This is a genomic window from Streptomyces puniciscabiei (assembly GCF_006715785.1).
In the GTDB taxonomy this organism is placed as follows: domain Bacteria; phylum Actinomycetota; class Actinomycetes; order Streptomycetales; family Streptomycetaceae; genus Streptomyces; species Streptomyces puniciscabiei.
The window spans coordinates 742914-759186 of the sequence record NZ_VFNX01000001.1; the positions used below are offsets into that span (position 1 = coordinate 742914).

Consider the following 16273-nt stretch of genomic DNA (forward strand, 5'->3'; position numbering starts at 1 on the left):
TCCGATTCCTTCAAGACCGGCCCGCGACCGCCCGCCTACGGTGGCCGCATGACTCCACGATTCGCCCTGATCGGCGTGGTGACGTCCGACATGGCCGCCGCGCTCGCCTTCTACCGTCGCCTCGGGCTTGTCTTCCCCGAGGGGTCCGAGGAGCAGCCGCACGTCGACGCCGAGCTGCCCGGCGGCATGATCTTCGCCCTGGACACCGAGGAGACTGTCCGCTCCTTCCACTCCGGCTGGCAGCCGCCCGAGCACGGCGGCCGGGTCGGGCTCGCCTTCCGGTGCGACTCGCCCGCCGAGGTCGACGCCCTGTACGAGGATCTGGTGGCCGCCGGCCACCACGGAGAGCTGAAGCCGTGGGACGCGTTCTGGGGCCAGCGGTACGCCACCGTGCACGACCCCGACGGCAACGGCGTCGACCTGTTCGCCCCGCTACCCGCCGCCGAGTAGCCGCCCGAGCGGCATGCCGGTCAACTGCCTGACCTCGCGCGCGAGGTGGGGCTGGTCCGCGTACCCGGCGCGGACGGCCGTCTCGGCGTACGGCGTCCCGGAGCGGGCCAGCGCCAGCGCCCGCTGCAGCCTCAGGATGCGGGCCAGCGTCTTGGGGCCGTAGCCGAACGCGTCCAGGCAGTGGCGGTGCAACGTCCTTGTGCCGATGCCGAGTTCGGCCGCCGCGGCCGACACCGGGCGGCCCTCTTCCAGGCGCTCCACCAGCCGGTGCAGCAGCGGGTCGGGGGCGGTGGTCCGCGCTGCCCGGTCGAGGGCGATGTCCTCCAGGGCCGTCGCCGGGTCGGGCGCCGCCTCGACACGCTCGCGCAGCCGCCGGACCCGGGCGGCGGGCCAGAGGTCGGCCAAGTCGACCCGCAGATCGCGCAGTTCGTGCGCGGGCACGCCCAGCAGGACGGGCGCGGTGCCGGGGAAGAAGCGGACACCGGCCCAGGAGCGGGGCGGGCCCCCGGGGACGTACGGGCGGGTGTCGGGACCCGCGACCAGCAGTCGGCCCTCGCTCCACAGCAGATCCATGCAGCCGTCGGGCAGCACCGGTCCGCCACCGGCTCCGTCCGGCGTGTTCGTCCACACGACCGCGCCGGTCAGCCGGGACGACCGCTCCCTGTACACGGGTGCAGCCTACGTCGCGGACGATGCCGGGCCCCACTCCCCGAGCTCCGCGATCGGCTCGCCTCCGGTCAGCCCCCGGCTCGGCCGATCAACCCCGGCTCGGAGCCGATCCACTCGCCCGCCGGGCGCGGGGTCGCCGAGACGCCGAGGGCGCTGGGGGCTCTGGTGCCGCCGGGGTGCGTATGTGTTCCTTCGTCGTCGGCCGGCGCGCCTCCGGGCTGTCGCCGGCACCGGCCGCGGTGCCGGGTGCGCCGAACAGCGGGAGGCCGTGGCGGGTGCGGAAGCGGCGGGCGTAGGCGACGGTGGCCGCGCCGGTCAGGGCCAGCAGGAGAAGCGAGAGGGCCCGGGCGAGCAGCGGCACGGCGTCCGTGGGCAGGGTGGCGGCGGCGAGTGTGCCGAGGCCGCCGTCGAGCAGTTGCTCGGTGCCCCAGACGACGGTCAGGACGCGCAGTGCCCGGCGGAACTCGACGCAGTCCCGCCATATGCCGGCCCGTGCCCCGGCCGCAGGGCCCCGGTGCAGTCGCTGGCCCAGCTGGAAGGCCAGCGGCCTGCCGGTGAACCCGGTGCCGAGTATCCAGCCGCCCACCACGAGGGACAGTGCGGCGTCCTTGAGCAGCAGAAGGCGGGTGCCGCCACCGATCAGAGTGGCGAGCGCGGCGGCGGCCAGCAGCACCGTGCAGAACAGGTCCACGCCGTCGATGCGCCGCTGCCGCAGCGCACCGAACACCAGGCGCAGGGCGGGGGGCGCGCCACTGAGCAGCAGCGCGGGACCCTGGCCGACCGCGAACCCGCGGGCGGCGTAGTAGACGAGGAGCGGCAACAGGATGTCGACGGCGACGGTCAGCAGCGGGCCGTAGGCCATGCCGCCTGCCCCGGCCCCCGTGCGCGAGCGCCGTTCCCGGCCCGACACGTCCGCCACATCCACCATGTCCCCGCCTCCTTGTCCGGTGTGCTGCCTGCGGCCGGACGGTGCCGGCCCACGCGAGAACGCTAGGTCCCGGGCGGTACCAGGCGGATCGGAGCACGGGTGGAACACCGGGTGGAGCACCGGGTGGAGCACCGGGTGGAAAGAGGGTGGACGGCAGCGTCACTCACTGGGTGGAGACCACCGGGTGGCCACCTGGTGGTCTCCACCCACGCCCGCGGCGACCGGCTACTGCCGTCCCGTGCCCGCGTCCCCGTTGGCCCCGTGCGGATGCCGTTCGTCGTTGTCGTGCGGCGGCTCGCCGTCGGGCTCGTGCGGCTCCCGGCCGTGGGTCTTGTGGGCGTGGTGGGCCTGGTGGGTTTGGTGGGTGTGCTTGGCGGGGGTGCGCAGGCGGGCGGTGACGTCCTCCGGGGGCAGGAAGCGGGACCAGCGCTCGGGGAACTCGGAGGGCATGTCGGGGTCGTCCGGGTCGGCTTCGCGGGCCGCCGCGGCCCGGGCGACGTACTCGGCGACCTGGGCCTCGCGCGCCCGTTCGTTCGCGGCGCGGGCGGCGGCCGTGGCGGCGGCGGGCCAGACCCGGTCGATGGCGGCGTTCACCGCCGCCCCGACGAGCACGGCGAAGGCGGACACACCGATCCAGAGCAGCACGGCGACGGACGCGGCGAGGGAGCCGTAGATCGTGGCGCCCTCGATGGTGTGCACGAGGTAGATCCGCAGGAGGAAGCTGCCCAGGACCCACATGGCCAGCGCGACCAGGGCGCCGGGGACGTCCTCGATCCACGGGGAGCGGACCGGCACGGACACGTGGTACAGGGTCGTCAGGAAGGCGATGGACAGGACGATGACGACCGGCCAGTACAGGACCTGCACCACGGTCGCCGACCAGGGCACCACCCGCACCACCGCGTCGGGGCCCGCCACCATCAGCGGCAGGGCCACCGAGCCGATGAGCAGGGCCACGATGAACAGCAGGAACGACATCACCCGGGTCTTGACGATGCCCCGGACGCCGTCGAGGCCGTACATGACGGTGATGGTGTCGATGAAGACGTTCACCGCGCGGGAGCCGGACCACAGGGCGAAGAGGAAACCGATGGAGATGATGTCGGGCCGGCCCTTCATCACGTCGTGCAGGATCGGCTCGGTGATCTCCTTCACACCCTTGTCGGACAGGACCGTCCGGGAGGCCTCGAGGATGTTGGTCTCGAGGCTGCTGATGGTGTGGGCGCCGGTCCAGGTGTCGACGTAGGCGAGCAGCCCGATGAGGCAGAGCAGCAGCGGCGGCACGGACAGCAGCGTGAAGAACGCCGCCTCGGCCGCCAGGCCCAGGATGCGGTACTCCATGCAGGAGTTGACGGTGTCCTTGAGCAGCAGCCAGGCGGTCTTCCGCTTGGAGACGTTCCGGTAGAGGGCTCTGGCCCGGTGGAGGCGACCGGCGGGCGGCTCGGGGGGTTCACTTGCTGGCTGCACGACCCAAAGGTATCCGCAGCACCGGACCGCCCTCACCTTCCCGGGCCGGGCGAGCGCATCCGGCGCGCTCTGCGGCGGCACTGTGCCACTCTGGAGGCCATCACCGCCGCCTCCCCGGGTAGGTTCGCACCATGGCAGGCACCTCCACCCACACCGTGACGAACCAGCCGCCGCCCCTGGTCGGCTACGACGTCTTCACCGCCGACCGGGCCCTCGTGGCGGCCGTCGAGCGGTACACCGGTCCGGACGTGCTCGACGAGGTGCGGTCGGAGCTGTCCGCGCTGGGCCGCGCCGCCGGCTCGGCGCAGCTGCAGGAGTGGGCGGTGCAGGCGAACGAGCACCCGCCCCGGCTGCGCACCCACGACCGCTACGGCCACCGGATCGACGAGGTCGACTTCCACCCGGCCTGGCACCGGCTGCTCGGCAAGGGTGTCGCGGCGGGCCTGACCGGCGCCTGGACCCGGCCGTCGGGGCATGTCCGCCGGGCCGCCGGCTTCCTGGTCTGGACCCAGGTCGACGCGGGCAACTGCTGCCCGCTGTCCATGACCCACGCGGCGGTGCCGGCGCTGCGGACCGACCCCCGGCTCGCCGCCGAGTGGGAGCCGCGGCTGACGTCCACGGTCTACGACCGTCAGCTGCGGCCCGCCGGGCAGAAGCCCGGTGCGCTGGTCGGCATGGGCATGACCGAGAAGCAGGGCGGCAGCGACGTACGCGCGAACACCACGTGGGCCCGGCCGCTCGCGGAGCCGGGCACGTACGAGCTGACCGGGCACAAGTGGTTCTGCTCGGCTCCCATGTCCGACGCCTTCCTGGTGCTGGCGCAGGCGTCCCCCTCTCCGGGAGAAGGGGGCCTCACCTGCTTCCTCGTGCCGCGGGTCCTGCCCGACGGTTCCCGCAACGTCTTCCTGGTCCAGCGGCTGAAGGACAAGCTCGGCAACCGGTCCAACGCCTCGGCCGAGGTCGAGTTCGCCGGTACCTGGGCGCGCCGGGTGGGCGAGGAGGGGCGCGGGGTGCGGACAATCATCGAGATGGTCGCGGCGACCCGGCTGGACTGCGCGCTGGGCTCGGCGGGCCTGATGCGGCAGGCGGTGGCGCAGGCGATCCACCACTGCGCCCACCGGGAGGCGTTCGGCGGGAAGCTGATCGACAAGCCGCTGATGCGCAACGTCCTCGCCGACCTCGCGCTGGAGTCGGAGGCGGCGACCGCGCTGACGCTCCGGCTGGCGGCCGCCTATGACGACGGCGGCGAACAGGAACGCGCGTTCCTGCGGCTGGCGGTGCCGGCCGCCAAGTACTGGATCACCAAGCGCTGTGCGCCCGTTGCGGTCGAGGCCGCGGAGTGCCTGGGCGGAAACGGTTACGTCGAGGAGTCGGGCCTGCCCCGGCTGGTACGGGAGTCACCGCTGAACTCGATCTGGGAGGGCGCCGGAAACGTTCAGGCGCTGGACGTGCTCCGGGCGCTGCGACGCGAGCCGGGCGCGCTCGACGCCTGCCTGACCGAGATCGGCCGGACCCATGGCACCGACCACCGCCTCGACCGCGCCGTGAAGGACCTCTTCACCGAACTCGCCGACCTGGACGCCGTCGAGGGGCGCGCTCGGCGGCTCGTGGAGCGCCTCGCACTGGTGCTCCAGGGTTCACTCCTGGTCCGGCACGCCCCACCGGAGGTGGCAGACGCTTTCTGCGCGTCCCGCCTGGGCGGCGACCACGGGGCGGCTTTCGGCACCCTGCCAACGTCCCTGGACCTGACGTCGATTGTGGAGCGGGCGCACCCCGCCCTGTGAGCCGCGCGGGCGCGAGCAACACGCCCCACCAGGCACTCTCTGCCGCGAATCCGGCCGAACCCCCGGGCGGGGGTGGTGCTGCGCCGACACGGCACCACCCCCGCTCCGCGTCAAGTCTCGGCCACCCTCCGGGCGTCCACCAGGGTTGCAAGGGGTTGCAACTTGTTGGCGCACGTGCGCGGAGTGTGTGCCTCCGGCCTGCCCGGAGCGGCAGTATGAGAGGTGCAGCCGGACCGGAAACCGCCGCCCGGACGGCTTGACAAGCATGTTCGACGCCCTCTCCGGGAGGACCCCCGTGGTGAACCCGCCGATCAACGTGGCGCGCCTGGCCGCCGTGGACGCGACGCAGGCGGCGCGAGTGCTGAACGAGGTACGCGACGCCACCCTTGCCGGTCAGCGGGCCAGGGTCGCGCCCCGGCCGGTGATCGAGCAGTCCTGGGGACGGATGCTGCGCAGCGGTGTCGATCCCGACCGCGACTTCAGATCGGGACTGCTGTCCTCCGACGAAGTGCGGCGCCGGCGCGAGGAGTCACCGCTCCGGCACGTCCTGCCGGTACTGCGCCAGGGTCTGCTTTCGGTCGCCGACGTCGCCCAGCACATCATGGTCGTCGCGGACGCCGACGGCCGGGTGCTGTGGCGGGAGGGAGCCTCGCCGGTGCTGCGCAAGGCGGACGGCCTGGGGTTCGAACTCGGCGCGGACTGGCGGGAAGACGTCGTCGGCACCAACGGAGTGGGCACCCCGGCGGTCGTGCGGCGGCCCGTACAGGTCTTCGCCGCCGAGCACTTCGTCCGCTCGCACGCCTCCTGGACCTGCACCGGCGCCCCCATCACCGACCCCCGGGACGGCCGGCTGATCGGTGTCGTGGACGTCAGCGGCCCGCTGGAGACCATGCATCCGGCCACCCTCGCCTGGGTGGACTCGGTGGCCAAGCTGGCCGAGGCGCGGCTGCGGGAGATGCACCTGGACTCGCTGGAGCGGTTGCGGGCGGTGGCGGCGCCGGTGCTGGCCCGGCTGGACGGGCGGGCGCTGGTGGTGGACCGGGACGGCTGGACGGCGGCGGTGTCGGGGATGCCGTACGTACGGCGCGTCGCGCTGCCCAAGTCGCTGGCGCCGGGCCGCCGGTGGCTGCCGTCACTGGGTTCGTGCGCCGTGGAGCCGCTGGCCGGTGGCTGGTTGCTGCGGGCGGCGGAGGAAGCGGTCGGCACGGTCACGCGGATCGTGCTGGACCTGGCCAGACCGGGGCGCGGCACGCTGACGGTGTCCGCTTCGGCGGGATCCTGGTCGCGTGAACTCAGTCCGCGGCACGCCGAGTTGCTGTACCTGCTCGCCGTGCACCGGGCCGGCCGCGGGGCGGCGGCCCTGGCCGGGGACCTGTTCGGGGATCCCTCACGCACGGTGACGGTACGGGCGGAGATGTCCCGGATCCGGCGGTACTGCGGGGAACTCCTGCAGCATCGACCGTATCGTTTCCGCGAGGACGCGGAGATCGAGGTGCTCCTCCCCGACGACCCCCGTGACCTGCTGCCTTCCTCGACGGCGCCGGCGATCACGCGGAGGCGGACGGCCGCGCGGCGCGGGGGGCCCGTGGACCGGTGAGCGTGTCTTCCGCATATTTGCGGGGTCTTCGCCCTGCGCGGGCCGTTACTGCCGTAGCATCCCCTAGGGGCCTCCCCAGCCGCTTCTCGCGTCAACGAACGGATCATCAGGCGCAGTTGGCCCGCCACCGGCCGGCCCGCCCCGGCGGCGAAGGAGCCCCGGAGAAGGGGACGAGATGAAGCATCGCGGCAGACACCGCCGGCGCAGACGGGGCGCTGCACTGCGCGCGGTCCTGACCGGGACGGCGCTGGCGCTCACCGCGGCCGCCACCCTGATCAGCGCTTCCCAGGCGGACGTCACCGACAGCCCCGGCGCGCTCAAGCCGCTCTCCTCCCCCGCGGACACGGGCCCGCTTCGACTCCAGGAGCAGCTGGTGCCCGCCCGCACGCTGGACCGGCTCTCGGCCGCGATGGGCCGTCCGGTCGGCGTGGACGCCGTGCTGGCGGGCGCCGACCGCGCGATGCGCACCTCCGCCGACTGCTCCTCCGCCGACCGCGCGTCCCTGCCCGTCGCCCCGGCCGCCACCCGCGCCTACTGCTGGGACCGGGCCGACTCCGGCGGCAGCGCCTGGCGGCCGGCGTCGGTGACCACCTCCGGGGACGCGGACGACGACGGCGTGTGGGGCACCCACCGGGTCGTGCTCGCCGGGTGGACCCACAGCGCCTCCACCGGCCGGTCCGCCGAGCGGGGGCTCGCCAGGGTCGCCTTCGTGAACGCCGACGACCCGGCCCACCTCGCCTACCGGTGGGTGCTGCTGGTGGTGCCGGTCGACGGCGGCCGTGACTACCGGGGGCTGGCCTCCGGGATCTCCGGGATGGTCTGGTACCAGGGCAAGCTGCTGGTCACCGCCAGGACCGGCGGCGCCGACGCGCTGTACGTCTACGACCTCGACCGGATCCAGCGCGCCGGTGTCGACGGGCCCGCGATCGGCCGGGTGCCCGGCGGCTGGTCCGCCGACGGCTACCGCTATGTGATGCCCGCGGTCGGCTCGTACCGCTTCACCGGGGGCCGGTGCGGCCGTTCCGGCCCGCCCTGTCCGGGCGCGCTCGCCCTGGACCGGAGCACCGTGCCGGACAGCCTGGTCGCCGCGGAGTGGACCGAGCCGGACGGCCGCCAGAGCGCCCGGCTGTGGCGGTATGCGTTCAGCACGGCTCCGGCGCGGGAGGGGCTGCTCGCCACGGACGCCGCGGGGCGGGTGACGGCGGTGGAGGCGTACCGGACCCGGGCGGCGGGGATCCGCGGTGTGCTGTCGTACCAGCGGCCGGGCGCGGAGGCCGCGTCCTGGTATGTGGGACGCCTGCCCGGTTCACGGGACGGACACGGTGCGCTGTGGCGGCAGGACGCCGGCGGGGCGAAGGCGGCCCACTGCGGCGCGGACGGCTCGCACCGCTGCTGGGCCGAGACGGCGGGCTCCCTGTCCTACTGGCAGGAGACGGGCGAGGTCTGGTCCCTGTCGGACCGGATGCTCTTCACCATGCCCCTGGCCGAGCTGGACCGTTCCGTGGGGTGAGCCCGTGAGGTGAGTCCGTGGGCGGCCGGGGCGTCCACGGACCCGGGCTTCTGCGGAGTGGGGCGGCCGCGTGCGAGGTTGAAGCGGCCACGTCGAGGATGGGGCGGCCGCGCGGGGTGAAGCGGCCGCGTGCGGGGTGACCAGGCCGATCGACAGACCGGGCGGCGGGATGATTCCCTGGCCCGCATGAGCAGCGTCCCTGTCACCACCTGGTCCCTGGAGCAGACCTCGCCGGCCGACCTCCTGCCCGCGGCCGCGCCGGAGGGCGATGTCCGGATCGTCCGCGCCGAGGTCCCCTCCCCCGAGTTCAGCCGCTTCCTGTACGCCTCGGTCGGCGGCGACATCCGCTGGACCGACCGGCTCGGCTGGACGTACGCGCGGTGGCAGGAGTACCTGGACCGGCCCGGGGTGGAGACGTGGGTGGCCTACGACCGGGGCACCCCGGCCGGTTATGTGGAGCTGGACCCGCAGGACGAGGGCGTGGTCGAGATCGCCTACTTCGGGCTGGTACCCGCCTTCCGCGGCCGGCGCATCGGCGGCCATCTGCTGTCGTACGGTACGGCGCGCGCCTGGGACCTGGCCGAGCGGTGGCCCGGGCGGGCGCCGACCAAGCGGGTGTGGCTGCACACGTGCAGCAAGGACGGCGAGTTCGCCATGGACAACTACCAGCGGCGCGGGTTCAAGCTGTTCGACACCAAGGTCGAGCTGGAGCCGGACGCGGCGGCGCCGGGACCCTGGCCCGGCGCATACCGGCTCTGACCTGCCCGTACAAGCCTTCCCGCACGGCATGTGAGCGACGACACCCTCGTCCCATATTCCGGGACAAGGGTGTCCGCATGATGGATAAAGCTGGACTGTGTCCAGATCGCCGTGACACGCTTCCGTCATGTCTGGAACTGGAATTGCCTTGGTGAGTCGGCGGCACGTCGACCTCGGCCGCATGTCCAGCGCCATCTGTCCGGCGAGCTGACGCCCCAGCACCGCCGCGAACCCCCTACCTGATTTTCCCCGCGCAAGGACGCGCACGCCTGCCCGCGTGCGCGCCTACGTGCAGGTCAGAGCCGCTTCCCACCGGTCCGAAGGACGTACAAACCATGGCCGCCAATCCGCCGAACCCCGCCGCAGCGCCCCGCCGCAAGGTGAGCCGTCACCGTGGTGAGGGTCAGTGGGCCGTGGGCCACTTCACCCCGCTGAACGGCAACGAGCAGGTCAAGAAGGACGACGACGGTCTCAATGTGCGGACACGCATTGAGACGATCTACTCCAAGCGCGGTTTCGACTCGATCGACCCCAGCGACCTGCGGGGCCGGATGCGCTGGTGGGGGCTGTACACCCAGCGCAAGCCCGGGATCGACGGCGGCAAGACGGCGGTGCTGGAGCCGGAGGAACTGGACGACCGCTACTTCATGCTCCGGGTGCGCATCGACGGCGGCGCGCTGACCACCCAGCAGCTGCGCGTCATCGGTGAGATCTCCCAGGAGTTCGCGCGCGGCACCGCGGACATCACCGACCGGCAGAACGTCCAGTACCACTGGATCCGGATCGAGGACGTGCCCGAGATCTGGGAGCGGCTGGAGGGCGTCGGCCTGTCCACCGTCACCGCCTGCGGTGACACCCCGCGCGTGATGATCGGGTCCCCGGTCGCGGGCATCGCCGAGGACGAGATCATCGACGCCACGCCGGCGCTGGAGGAGATGAAGCGCCGGGTCCTGAACAACAAGGCGTACTCGAACCTCCCCCGCAAGTTCAAGACGGCCATCTCGGGTTCGCCGCTGCTGGACGTGGTGCACGAGATCAACGACGTGGCGTTCGTCGGCGTGCGGCACCCCGAGCACGGCCCGGGCTTCGACCTGTGGGTCGGCGGCGGCCTGTCCACCAACCCCAAGCTGGGCGTGCGGCTCGGGGCCTGGGTGCCGATCGACGAGGTCCCGGACGTCTACGAGGGCGTCATCTCGATCTTCCGTGACTACGGCTACCGCCGGCTGCGCAACCGGGCCCGCCTGAAGTTCCTCGTCGCCGACTGGGGCGCGGAGAAGTTCCGTCAGGTGCTGGAGGACGAGTACCTGGGAGGGCGCAAGCTGATCGACGGGCCCGCCCCCGAGCAGCCCGTGCAGCAGTGGCGCGACCACATCGGTGTGCACCGGCAGAAGGACGGCCGGTTCTACGTCGGTTTCGCCCCGCGGGTCGGCCGCGTGGACGGCGCCACGCTGACGAAGATCGCTGACCTCGCGGAGGCGCACGGCTCGGGCCGGGTGCGTACCACCGTCGAGCAGAAGATGATCATCCTGGATGTCGAGCAGGACAAGGTGGACTCGCTGGTCGAGGGCCTTCAGGCGCTGGACCTCAGCGCCCGCCCGTCCTCCTTCCGGCGCGGCACCATGGCCTGCACCGGCATCGAGTTCTGCAAGCTCGCCATCGTCGAGACCAAGCAGCGCGGCTCGCAGCTGATCGACGAACTGGAGCGCCGCCTGCCGGACTTCGACGAGCCGATCACCATCAACCTCAACGGCTGCCCGAACGCCTGCGCCCGTATCCAGGTCGCGGACATCGGTCTCAAGGGCCAGCTGGTCCTGAACGACAAGGGCGAGCAGGTCGAGGGCTACCAGGTACACCTCGGCGGCGCCCTCGGGCTGGAGCCGGGCTTCGGCCGCAAGGTGCGCGGCCTGAAGGTCACGGCCGAGGAGCTGCCCGACTACGTCGAGCGGGTGCTGAAGCGCTTCCAGGCCGAGCGCGAGGACGGCGAGCGCTTCGCCGCCTGGGCCGCGCGTGCTTCCGAGGAGGCACTGTCGTGAGCGAGCGTGCCGCACCTTTCTACTGCCCCTACTGCGGCGACGAGGACCTGCGTCCGCACGAGGAGGGTCACGGCGCCTGGGAATGCGGGGCGTGCAACCGCGCATTCCAGCTGAAGTTCCTCGGGCTGCTGGCCCGGGGCCTTCAGCGAGCCGACCACGGAGGGGACCCGATATGACGACGGCTCAGGAAGACCGCACGACCGAGGAGTTGAAGGCACTCGCCGAGCAGGCGGGACGCGACCTGGAGGACGCCTCCGCGCTGGAGATCCTCCAGTGGGCGGTCGACACCTTCGGCGCGAAGTTCTGCGTCACCTCCTCCATGGAGGACGCCGTCGTCGCCCATCTCGCCTCGCGCGTGCTGAAGGGCGTGGACGTCGTCTTCCTCGACACCGGCTACCACTTCCCGGAGACCATCGGCACCCGCGACGCCGTCGAGGCCGTGATGGACGTCAACGTCATCACGCTCACGCCGAAGCAGACGGTCGCCGAGCAGGACGCGGAGTACGGCCCGAGGCTGCACGACCGCGACCCGGACCTGTGCTGCGCGCTGCGGAAGGTCAAGCCGCTCGAAGAGGGGCTGAAGGGCTACCAGGCCTGGGCGACCGGCCTGCGCCGCGACGAGTCCCCGACCCGGGCCAACACCCCGGTCGTCGGCTGGGACGAGAAGCGGCAGAAGGTCAAGATCTCGCCGATCGCCCGCTGGACGCAGGACGACGTGGACGCCTATGTCACCGAACACGGAGTGCTCACCAACCCGCTGCTGATGGACGGCTACGCCTCCATCGGCTGCGCCCCCTGCACCCGCCGGGTCCTCGAGGGCGAGGACGCGCGCGCCGGCCGCTGGGCGGGCCGCGCCAAGACCGAGTGCGGGCTGCACGGATGACGAACCACCGGAACCTTCAGGAGAACGACGTGACGACCGGAGCCACCGTCTGGCTCACGGGTCTGCCGAGCGCCGGCAAGACCACCATCGCGTACGAGCTGGCCGGCCGGCTGCGTGCCGAGGGCCACCGGGTCGAGGTGCTCGACGGCGACGAGATCCGCGAGTTCATCTCGGCGGGCCTCGGATTTTCCCGCGAGGACCGGCACACCAACGTGCAGCGCATCGGTTTCGTCGCCGAGCTGCTCGCCCGTAACGGCGTCAAGGCGCTGGTACCGGTGATCGCGCCGTACGCGGACAGCCGGGAAGCGGTGCGCAAGCGGCACGCGGAGAACGGGACGTCGTACCTGGAGATCCATGTGGCGACTCCGGTCGACGTGTGCAGCGTGCGGGATGTGAAGGGGCTGTACGCCAAGCAGGCCGCGGGTGAGCTGTCCGGGCTGACGGGCGTCGACGACCCGTACGAGGAGCCCGAGACGCCGGATCTGCGGATCGAGTCGCAGCACCAGACCGTGCAGGAGTCCGCGGCGTCGGTGTACGCCCTGCTGAGCGAGAGGGGACTGGCATGACGACGACCGTGGCGAAGGCCGAGGAGGGCACGGCCAGCCCGTACGCCCTGTCGCACCTGGACGCGCTGGAGTCCGAGGCGGTGCACATCTTCCGCGAGGTGGCGGGCGAGTTCGAGAACCCGGTGATCCTGTTCTCCGGCGGCAAGGACTCCATCGTCATGCTGCACCTGGCGCTGAAGGCGTTCGCGCCGGCCGCCGTGCCGTTCTCGCTGCTGCACGTGGACACCGGGCACAACTTCCCCGAGGTGCTTCAGTACCGGGACCGTACGGTGGCCAGGCACGGGCTGCGCCTCCATGTGGCCTCCGTGCAGGACTACATCGACCGGGGTGTGCTCAAGGAGCGTCCCGACGGCACCCGCAACCCGCTGCAGACGCTGCCGCTGACGGAGAAGATCCAGAGCGAGAAGTTCGACGCGGTCTTCGGCGGCGGCCGCCGGGACGAGGAGAAGGCCCGCGCCAAGGAGCGGGTGTTCTCCCTGCGCGACGAGTTCTCCCAGTGGGACCCGCGCCGCCAGCGCCCGGAGCTGTGGAACCTGTACAACGGCCGGCACGCCCCCGGCGAGCACGTGCGCGTGTTCCCGCTGTCGAACTGGACCGAGCTGGACGTGTGGCAGTACATCGCCCGCGAGGGCATCGAGCTGCCGCAGATCTACTTCGCGCACGAGCGCGAGGTGTTCCAGCGGGGCGGCATGTGGCTGACCGCCGGTGAGTGGGGCGGCCCGAAGGACGGCGAGACGGTCGAGAAGCGCCAGGTGCGCTACCGCACCGTCGGTGACATGTCCTGCACCGGCGCCGTCGACTCCGACGCCGCCACGCTGGACGCCGTGATCGCCGAGATCGCCGCCTCCCGGCTCACCGAGCGGGGCGCGACCCGCGCCGACGACAAGCTGTCCGAGGCCGCGATGGAAGACCGCAAGCGCGAGGGGTACTTCTAAGCATGAGCACGACCACGACCGAGGCGCTCTCGGCCACCACGCTGCTGCGGTTCGCCACCGCCGGCTCCGTCGACGACGGCAAGTCCACGCTCGTCGGACGCCTCCTGCACGACTCCAAGTCGGTCCTCGCCGACCAGCTGGAGGCCGTGGAGCGGGCCTCCGCGAGCCGTGGCCAGGAGGGCCCGGACCTCGCGCTGCTCACCGACGGCCTGCGCGCCGAGCGGGAGCAGGGCATCACCATCGACGTCGCCTACCGCTACTTCGCCACGCCCCGGCGCCGGTTCATCCTGGCCGACACGCCCGGCCATGTGCAGTACACCCGCAACATGGTGACGGGTGCCTCCACGGCCGAGCTGACGGTGATCCTGGTGGACGCCCGCAACGGCGTGGTCGAGCAGACCCGCCGGCACGCGGCGATCGCGGCCCTGCTGCGGGTCCCGCACGTGGTCCTCGCGGTCAACAAGATGGACCTGGTCGGCTACGAGGAGTCGGTGTTCGCGGCGATCGCCGAGGAGTTCACGGCGTACGCCACCGAGCTGGGCGTGCCCGAGGTCACCGCGATCCCGATCTCGGCGCTCGCCGGTGACAACGTGGTGGAGCCGTCCGCCACGATGGACTGGTACGGCGGCCCGACCGTCCTGGAACACCTTGAGACCGTCCCGGTCAGCCACGACCTGGCGCACTGCCACGCCCGGCTGCCCGTGCAGTACGTGATCCGGCCGCAGACCGCCGAGCACCCGGACTACCGGGGCTACGCGGGCCAGATCGCGGCGGGCACCTTCCGGGTCGGCGACGAGGTCACGATCCTGCCGTCCGGGCGGACCACGAAGATCTCCGGCATCGACCTGCTCGGCGAGCCGGTCGACGTGGCGTGGACGACGCAGTCGGTGACGGTCCTCCTCGAGGACGACATCGACGTCTCGCGCGGTGACCTGATCGTCCCGACGAAGGACGCGCCGGCCACCACCCAGGACGTGGAGGCGACCGTCTGCCATGTGGCCGACGCCCCGCTGACCGTCGGTCACCGGGTGCTGCTCAAGCACGGCACCCGCACGGTCAAGGCGATCGTGAAGGACATCCCGTCCCGGCTCACGCTCGACGACCTGTCCCTGCACCCGCACCCGGGACAGCTCGTCGCCAACGACATCGGCCGGGTGAAGATCCGTACCGCCGAGCCGCTGCCGGTCGACTCCTACGCCGACTCGCGCCGCACCGGCTCCTTCATCCTGATCGATCCGAGCGACGGCACCACGCTGACCGCGGGCATGGTCGGCGAGTCCTTCGCCGCCCCCGAGCCGGTCAACGACGAGTCCGAAGACGACGGCTGGGACTTCTGACCATGAAGACGACCGACGTCTACTCGACGTTCGCGAAGGAGGGCGGCCGTGTCGGCAGCGGCGCCCTGGGCAGCGGGCAGGGCGGGGTGGCGCGATGTGTGCGCTGACGTACGCGCACCGCTCGCGCGCCCTGTCCCCCCACCCGGCGTCGTCCCGGAAACGACGAAGACCCTTTGCCGAACTCCCGGCCACGACCTGAGAGACCGTGACCGCCGGGCCAACGAGAGGAGACCCTCCCGTGCCTGCCAGCCGCTCGAAAATCCTGCGCCGCGGCATAGCCGCGCTCGCCGCCCTTCCCCTCCTCACGCTCGCCGCCTGCGGTTACGGCTCCGAGTCCAAGAACGACGACACCGCCAAGGTCGCCGCCGGCGCCAAGAAGATCGACGGGCTCGACTCCGTCAAGATCGGGTACTTCGGCAACCTGACCCACGCCACCGCGCTGGTCGCCAACCAGAAGGGCTTCTTCCAGAAGGAGCTGGGCGCCACCAAGGCGGACTACGCCACCTTCAACGCCGGGCCGTCCGAGATCGAGGCCCTCAACTCGGGCTCCATCGACATCGGCTGGATCGGCCCCTCGCCCGCGATCAACGGCTACACCAAGTCGAACGGCAAGAGCCTGAAGATCATCGGTGGTTCGGCCTCCGGCGGTGTGAAGCTGGTCGTCAACCCGAAGAAGATCTCGTCCCTCAAGGACGTCAAGGGCAAGAAGATCGCCACCCCGCAGCTGGGCAACACGCAGGACGTGGCGTTCCTCGACTGGGCGGCCGAGCAGGGCTGGAAGGTCGACCCGCAGAGCGGCAAGGGTGACGTCACGGTCGTCCGCAGCGACAACAAGGTCACCCCGGACGCGTTCAAGGCCGGGTCGGTCGACGGCGCCTGGGTGCCGGAGCCCACCGCGTCGAAGCTGGTCGCCGAGGGCGGCAAGGTGCTGCTGGACGAGTCGTCGCTGTGGCCGGACAAGAAGTTCGTGATCACCAACATCATCGTGCGGCAGGCCTTCCTGAAGGAGCACCCGAAGGCGGTCGAGGCGGTGCTGAAGGCCGCGGTCGAGGCCAACAAGTGGATCAACGCCAACCCGGACCAGGCGAAGGCGGCGGCGAACAAGCAGCTGGGCATCGACTCCGGCAAGGAACTGCCGGCGAAGGTCCTCGACCCGGCGTGGAAGTCCATCCAGTTCACCGACGACCCGCTGGCCTCCACCCTCAGCACCGAGGCGGCGCACGCGGTCAAGGCCGGCCTGCTGGACAAGCCGAACCTGAAGGGGATCTACGACCTGACGATCCTCAACAAGGTCCTCAGGGCCGCGGGCGAGAGCCCGGTCGACGCCGCCGGTCTCGGCACCAGCTGACGCCAGT

At 72.0% G+C, this 16273-nt stretch carries 16 protein-coding genes; 13 read left to right on the plus strand and 3 right to left on the minus strand.

The window, feature by feature from the left end:
• Positions 1 to 48: 48 nt before the first annotated feature.
• Complete coding sequence (locus tag FB563_RS03405; protein ID WP_055709061.1) at positions 49 to 450, plus strand: VOC family protein; 402 nt, start codon at positions 49 to 51, stop codon at positions 448 to 450.
• Here the strand turns inward: FB563_RS03405 and FB563_RS03410 are convergent.
• The 3 genes from FB563_RS03410 to FB563_RS03420 all read right to left on the minus strand — a co-directional run bounded on the left by FB563_RS03410 (position 433) and on the right by FB563_RS03420 (position 3514).
• Entirely contained in the window at positions 433 to 1119 is a 687-nt protein-coding gene (locus tag FB563_RS03410; protein ID WP_055709062.1) for a helix-turn-helix domain-containing protein, read from the minus strand. The two genes, FB563_RS03405 and FB563_RS03410, sit on opposite strands and share 18 nt — an antisense overlap.
• Positions 1120 to 1207: 88 nt before the next feature.
• Positions 1208 to 2047, minus strand: coding sequence for a VC0807 family protein (locus FB563_RS03415; RefSeq protein WP_234357953.1), 840 nt, complete (start codon positions 2045 to 2047; stop codon positions 1208 to 1210).
• Between the two features lie 225 nt (positions 2048 to 2272).
• Positions 2273 to 3514 carry a YihY/virulence factor BrkB family protein gene (locus FB563_RS03420; protein WP_055709063.1) on the minus strand — a complete coding sequence of 414 codons (1242 nt, stop codon included), beginning with the start codon at positions 3512 to 3514 and terminating at the stop codon, positions 2273 to 2275.
• A 131-nt stretch (positions 3515 to 3645) separates the two neighbouring features.
• Here FB563_RS03420 and FB563_RS03425 point away from each other — a divergent pair, with 131 nt between their 5' ends.
• The 12 genes from FB563_RS03425 to FB563_RS03480 all read left to right on the plus strand — a co-directional run bounded on the left by FB563_RS03425 (position 3646) and on the right by FB563_RS03480 (position 16266).
• Positions 3646 to 5298, plus strand: a complete 1653-nt coding sequence (locus tag FB563_RS03425) for an acyl-CoA dehydrogenase family protein (protein ID WP_055709064.1) — start codon at positions 3646 to 3648, stop codon at positions 5296 to 5298.
• Between the two features lie 265 nt (positions 5299 to 5563).
• The gene (locus FB563_RS03430) at positions 5564 to 6895 is read left to right on the plus strand and encodes a GAF domain-containing protein (RefSeq protein ID WP_199832971.1); all 1332 of its coding nucleotides are present in this window, start codon (positions 5564 to 5566) and stop codon (positions 6893 to 6895) included.
• A gap of 175 nt (positions 6896 to 7070) precedes the next feature.
• A complete protein-coding gene (locus tag FB563_RS03435) occupies positions 7071 to 8405 on the plus strand; it encodes a hypothetical protein (protein ID WP_055709065.1) in 1335 nt (444 codons plus the stop codon).
• A gap of 186 nt (positions 8406 to 8591) precedes the next feature.
• A complete protein-coding gene (locus tag FB563_RS03440) occupies positions 8592 to 9164 on the plus strand; it encodes a GNAT family N-acetyltransferase (protein WP_055709066.1) in 573 nt (190 codons plus the stop codon).
• Positions 9165 to 9291: 127 nt separating this feature from the next.
• Complete coding sequence (locus tag FB563_RS45130; RefSeq protein ID WP_309486338.1) at positions 9292 to 9375, plus strand: putative leader peptide; 84 nt, start codon at positions 9292 to 9294, stop codon at positions 9373 to 9375.
• A 124-nt stretch (positions 9376 to 9499) separates the two neighbouring features.
• The gene (locus tag FB563_RS03445) at positions 9500 to 11197 is read left to right on the plus strand and encodes a nitrite/sulfite reductase (RefSeq protein ID WP_055709067.1); all 1698 of its coding nucleotides are present in this window, start codon (positions 9500 to 9502) and stop codon (positions 11195 to 11197) included.
• Entirely contained in the window at positions 11194 to 11373 is a 180-nt protein-coding gene (locus tag FB563_RS03450; RefSeq protein WP_055709068.1) for a hypothetical protein, read from the plus strand. Before FB563_RS03445 ends, FB563_RS03450 begins: the two co-directional genes overlap by 4 nt.
• Positions 11370 to 12080 (plus strand): phosphoadenylyl-sulfate reductase, encoded by a 711-nt coding sequence (locus FB563_RS03455; protein WP_055709069.1) that lies wholly within the window; start codon positions 11370 to 11372, stop codon positions 12078 to 12080. The genes FB563_RS03450 and FB563_RS03455 overlap by 4 nt, the downstream gene beginning before the upstream one ends.
• Before the next feature lie 29 nt (positions 12081 to 12109).
• Positions 12110 to 12646 carry an adenylyl-sulfate kinase gene (gene cysC / locus FB563_RS03460; RefSeq protein ID WP_055709084.1) on the plus strand — a complete coding sequence of 179 codons (537 nt, stop codon included), beginning with the start codon at positions 12110 to 12112 and terminating at the stop codon, positions 12644 to 12646.
• Positions 12643 to 13581, plus strand: a complete 939-nt coding sequence (cysD, locus tag FB563_RS03465) for a sulfate adenylyltransferase subunit CysD (RefSeq protein ID WP_055709070.1) — start codon at positions 12643 to 12645, stop codon at positions 13579 to 13581. Before cysC ends, cysD begins: the two co-directional genes overlap by 4 nt.
• Positions 13582 to 13583: 2 nt before the next feature.
• The gene (locus FB563_RS03470; protein WP_055709071.1) at positions 13584 to 14918 is read left to right on the plus strand and encodes a sulfate adenylyltransferase subunit 1; all 1335 of its coding nucleotides are present in this window, start codon (positions 13584 to 13586) and stop codon (positions 14916 to 14918) included.
• A 238-nt stretch (positions 14919 to 15156) separates the two neighbouring features.
• Entirely contained in the window at positions 15157 to 16266 is a 1110-nt protein-coding gene (locus FB563_RS03480) for an aliphatic sulfonate ABC transporter substrate-binding protein (protein WP_055709073.1), read from the plus strand.
• Positions 16267 to 16273 lie beyond the last annotated feature (7 nt).

Excerpts from the sequence above, each read along its gene's own strand:
- FB563_RS03445 (WP_055709067.1), top strand. The coding sequence starts at position 9,500 with ATGGCCGCCAATCCGCCGAACCCCGCCGCAGCGCCCCGCCGCAAGGTG.
- FB563_RS03425 (WP_055709064.1), top strand. The coding sequence starts at position 3,646 with ATGGCAGGCACCTCCACCCACACCGTGACGAACCAGCCGCCGCCCCTG.
- FB563_RS03405 (WP_055709061.1), top strand. The coding sequence starts at position 49 with ATGACTCCACGATTCGCCCTGATCGGCGTGGTGACGTCCGACATGGCC.
- FB563_RS45130 (WP_309486338.1), top strand. The coding sequence starts at position 9,292 with ATGTCTGGAACTGGAATTGCCTTGGTGAGTCGGCGGCACGTCGACCTC.
- FB563_RS03440 (WP_055709066.1), top strand. The coding sequence starts at position 8,592 with ATGAGCAGCGTCCCTGTCACCACCTGGTCCCTGGAGCAGACCTCGCCG.
- FB563_RS03435 (WP_055709065.1), top strand. The coding sequence starts at position 7,071 with ATGAAGCATCGCGGCAGACACCGCCGGCGCAGACGGGGCGCTGCACTG.
- FB563_RS03470 (WP_055709071.1), top strand. The coding sequence starts at position 13,584 with ATGAGCACGACCACGACCGAGGCGCTCTCGGCCACCACGCTGCTGCGG.
- FB563_RS03415 (WP_234357953.1), bottom strand. The coding sequence starts at position 2,047 with ATGGTGGATGTGGCGGACGTGTCGGGCCGGGAACGGCGCTCGCGCACG.
- FB563_RS03455 (WP_055709069.1), top strand. The coding sequence starts at position 11,370 with ATGACGACGGCTCAGGAAGACCGCACGACCGAGGAGTTGAAGGCACTC.
- cysD (WP_055709070.1), top strand. The coding sequence starts at position 12,643 with ATGACGACGACCGTGGCGAAGGCCGAGGAGGGCACGGCCAGCCCGTAC.
- FB563_RS03430 (WP_199832971.1), top strand. The coding sequence starts at position 5,564 with ATGTTCGACGCCCTCTCCGGGAGGACCCCCGTGGTGAACCCGCCGATC.